Origin of the sequence: Streptomyces palmae, assembly GCF_004684805.1 — a bacterium.
GTDB classification, from domain to species: domain Bacteria; phylum Actinomycetota; class Actinomycetes; order Streptomycetales; family Streptomycetaceae; genus Streptomyces; species Streptomyces palmae.
In genome coordinates this window covers 1-3,746 of sequence record NZ_SRID01000519.1, presented here as the reverse complement: position 1 = coordinate 3,746, position 3,746 = coordinate 1, and the positions used below count along the sequence as shown (strand labels likewise).

Annotated in this window: 4 protein-coding genes; all 4 read left to right on the top strand. The window is 72.5% G+C overall.

The genetic code is table 11. The features are described from left to right. Positions 1-42 precede the first annotated feature (42 nt). Positions 43-321 carry a glutaredoxin family protein gene (locus E4099_RS30270; protein WP_135342304.1) on the top strand — a complete coding sequence of 93 codons (279 nt, stop codon included), beginning with the start codon at positions 43-45 and terminating at the stop codon, positions 319-321. Positions 322-426: 105 nt separating this feature from the next. Then, complete coding sequence (locus E4099_RS30265; protein WP_135342303.1) at positions 427-1,413, top strand: HAD family hydrolase; 987 nt, start codon at positions 427-429, stop codon at positions 1,411-1,413. A gap of 391 nt (positions 1,414-1,804) precedes the next feature. Further along, a complete protein-coding gene (locus E4099_RS30260; protein WP_135342302.1) occupies positions 1,805-2,581 on the top strand; it encodes an ECF subfamily RNA polymerase sigma factor, BldN family in 777 nt (258 codons plus the stop codon). 196 nt (positions 2,582-2,777) lie between these two features. Beyond that, a partial coding sequence (locus tag E4099_RS30255; protein ID WP_245245314.1) for a DUF5667 domain-containing protein occupies positions 2,778-3,746 on the top strand: 969 nt, incomplete at its 3' end.

The following is a 3,746-nucleotide window of genomic DNA, read 5'->3' as shown; positions in this document are numbered from 1 at the left end:
CACCCGCCCGGTCACCCCCACCGCGCGGTGGACAATGGACCCATGAGTCCGCTGTTGCGCCGCACCCCCCGCAAGAACCCCGCCGAGAGCACCGTCACCCTGATCGGCAAGCCCGGCTGCCATCTGTGCGACGACGCCCAGGTGATCATCGAGCAGGTGTGCGGGGAGCTGGGGGCGTCCTGGGAGAAGAAGGACATCACCCAGGACGAGGAGCTGTACCGCAAGTACTGGGAGCAGATCCCGGTGATCCTGGTCGACGGCGCCCAGCACGACTTCTGGCGGGTGGACCCCAAGCGGCTGCGCACCGCCCTGGGCGGCTGACGGACCGACGACGGCGCCCCTTCCCCTCTCCCCGTCCACGCGCGGTTCGCGTCCTCGCTTCCCGCCGGTTCCGGAGTCCTCGAACAGACTGGTTATGCTCGCGCCATGTCCGCACTGGGATGGTTGACCCCCCGTAGGCGCGCCGCCACCGCACGGAGCGTGCTGGCCGGTGAGGCGGCGGCGGAAGCGGCGCGCAAGTCCGAGCAGGAGCAGGCAGAGGCCCGGGCCGCGGCGAAGGCCGCGAAGGAGGCGGCGAAGGCCGCCAAGGGCGCCAAGAAGGCCCCCGCCAAGCCGGCCGAGCCGGAGTTCCCGGTGGCCGGGGACGTGACCGCGGCCGCCTTCTTCGACCTCGACAACACCGTGATGCAGGGCGCCGCCATCTTCCACCTGGGGCGCGGCCTCTACAAGCGGCACTTCTTCCGCAAGCGGGAGCTGGCGCGCTTCGCCTGGCAGCAGACCTGGTTCCGGCTGGCCGGCGTGGAGGACCCGGCCCATATGGAGGACGCCCGCAACAGCGCGCTGTCCATCGTCAAGGGGCACCGGGTCTCCGAGCTGATGGCCCTCGGCGAGGAGATCTACGACGAGTACATGGCGGAGCGGATCTGGCCGGGCACCCGCGCCCTGGCCCAGGCCCACCTGGACGCCGGACAGAAGGTCTGGCTGGTCACCGCCGCCCCCGTGGAGACCGCCACCATCATCGCCCGGCGGCTCGGCCTGACCGGCGCCCTGGGCACGGTGGCCGAGTCGGTGGGCGGGGTGTACACCGGTCGGCTGGTCGGCGAACCGCTGCACGGACCGGCCAAGGCGGAGGCGGTGCGCGCGCTGGCCGCGGCCGAGGCCCTGGACCTGACGCGCTGCGCCGCGTACAGCGACTCCGCCAACGACATCCCGATGCTCTCCCTGGTCGGCCACCCCTACGCCGTCAACCCCGACGGCCGGCTGCGCCGGCACGCCCGGGAGCACGGCTGGCGGCTGCGCGACTACCGCACCGGCCGCAAGGCGGCCAGGGTCGGCATTCCGGCGGCGGTCGGCGTGGGCGCCCTGGCGGGCGGCGCCGCGGCGGCGGTGGCGGTGCACCGGCGCCGCCGCTGAACCGGCGACACGCCGACGACACGCCGCACTGGGCCGTTCGGTGGACGCGTTCGCCCGGTCGGCGCCGCCGGCCGGGCGGTTGACGTAATCGGTCAATCCCTCCTGCATACCCCAGATGGCTCCAACCACTCCGGCTACCGGGGGTTTGCCACAACATGTCCTCCATCTGGGCAGAACGCGAACATTTTTGATCAACCAATGGTCAACATCTGCTACTTGATCGAACGTCAATCCATAACGGACCAGACGGAAACGATGATTTGAGCAACTCGGTGTAGCGCCGCCTGTACGAAGCGTTATTCTCCTCAGACGCAAACCGCTCCCACACGTCCCTACGACGAGTGAACGGTTCCGCACTGCACGTGATGGAAGCTCTGCCTCTGGGAGTCCCGTGTACCCACACGTCGGGGTTGACACCTCGGGCCTGGCTACGCTCCGCGCGACGGTCATCGACTGTCTGCGCGGAATTGTCCCCACCGCGTACGCCGGCCCCGCCCTCGCCACGCCCGCAGCCGCCGTCCCCGCCAGCCCCTGCTACGCGTTGGCCGACGGCAGCGCGGCGGTCGGCAGGCGGGCCCGCGCCACCACCTCCACCGCCCGCCGCCCAGCCGCCGACAGTGACAGCCGCCGGATGATGGACCTGGTCGAGCGCGCCCAGGCCGGTGAGGCCGAGGCCTTCGGCCGCCTCTACGACCAGTACGCCGACACCGTCTACCGCTACATCTACTACCGGGTCGGCGGCCGGGCCACCGCCGAGGACCTCACCAGCGAGACCTTTCTGCGCGCCCTGCGCCGGATCGGTACCTTCACCTGGCAGGGCCGCGACTTCGGCGCCTGGCTGGTGACCATCGCCCGCAACCTGGTCGCCGACCACTTCAAGTCCAGCCGCTTCCGGCTGGAGGTCACCACCGGCGAGATGCTCGACGCCAACGAGGTGGAGCGCAGCCCCGAGGACTCCGTCCTGGAGTCGCTCTCCAACGCGGCCCTGCTCCAGGCGGTCCGCCGCCTCAACCCCCAGCAGCAGGAGTGCGTCACCCTCCGCTTCCTCCAGGGCCTCTCGGTGGCCGAGACCGCCCGGGTGATGGGCAAGAACGAGGGGGCGATCAAGACCCTCCAGTACCGGGCCGTCCGTACACTGGCCCGGCTCCTCCCGGACGACGCCCGCTGAACCCTCGAAGGCGGCGCGCCCCGGTCATCCGGAGTGCGTAACCCCTGTCCGGCACCGCTCGTTGTGCGGAATGCAGGCTCCCTGGGGCGCCACACCGCGTCGCCGGCCCACTCGATCGAGTGGATGTGCTCAAGGTGTGCAACCTGCCAGGCGCCAGGGGGAGTCGAGCGTCATGAGACGAGAGGAGGTGCCGCCTGTGATCGCGAACGTATCGGCACACCGGCGGGCCAACGCCTTCGCCCAGGCCCTGGAAGACCAGCACGGGGGTCCCCAGGTCGCCACGGCAGAGCGGTCCGCCAGGGCGGCGGACGACGCCGAGCGGGCACGGCTGCTGGCCCTGGTGGGCGGGCTCGGGAAACTGCCCGCCCCGGAGCTGGACGCCGAGGTGCGGACCACCCAGCGGGCCCAGCTGGTCGCCGCCATGGAGGCGGCGTTCGCCGAGGGGGCGGCACGCGTACCGGAACAGCGCGACGGCCGGGGGGCCCACCGGGCCACCCCGCTCAGCCGGTTCCGGCCAAGATCCCGCTGGTCCAAGGGGCTCGCGGCGGGCGGGCTCACCGTCGGCGTGGCCGCGGGCGCCCTGGGCGGCGTCGCGGCGGCCAGTTCCGACGCCCTGCCGGGCGACACGCTGTACGGGCTCAAGCGCGGCATGGAGGACCTGAAGCTGGGCATGGCCGACGGCGATGTCGACCGCGGCCGGATCTACCTCCACCAGGCGTCCACCCGGATGAGCGAGGCCCGCCGGCTGATGGAGCGGGCCCGCTCCGGGGAGCTGGACCAGGAGTCGCTGGGGGAGATCCGCCGGGCGCTGTCCGGGATGCGGCACGATGCCGCCGAGGGCCACCGGCTGCTCTACGAGGCGTACCGGCGGGACGGCTCGCTGGGCCCCATCGAGACCCTGTCCTCCTTCGCCTCCGACCACCGCGAGGGCTGGAGCAAGCTCCGGGACGCCCTGCCGATCCAGCTCACCGACCTCCGCGACCAGGTGAACTCGGTCTTCGTCGCCATAGACGACGAGGTCGCCCCGCTGCGCTCGGTACTGGACGGCGCCGAGGAGGCGACGGACGCCCCCGGCGCCCGGCCGAGCCGCGGCACACCGCACACCACCGCGGAGCGCGCCGACCGGCCCGGCCCGTCGGCCACCGCCCCGGGCGCGGACCCATCC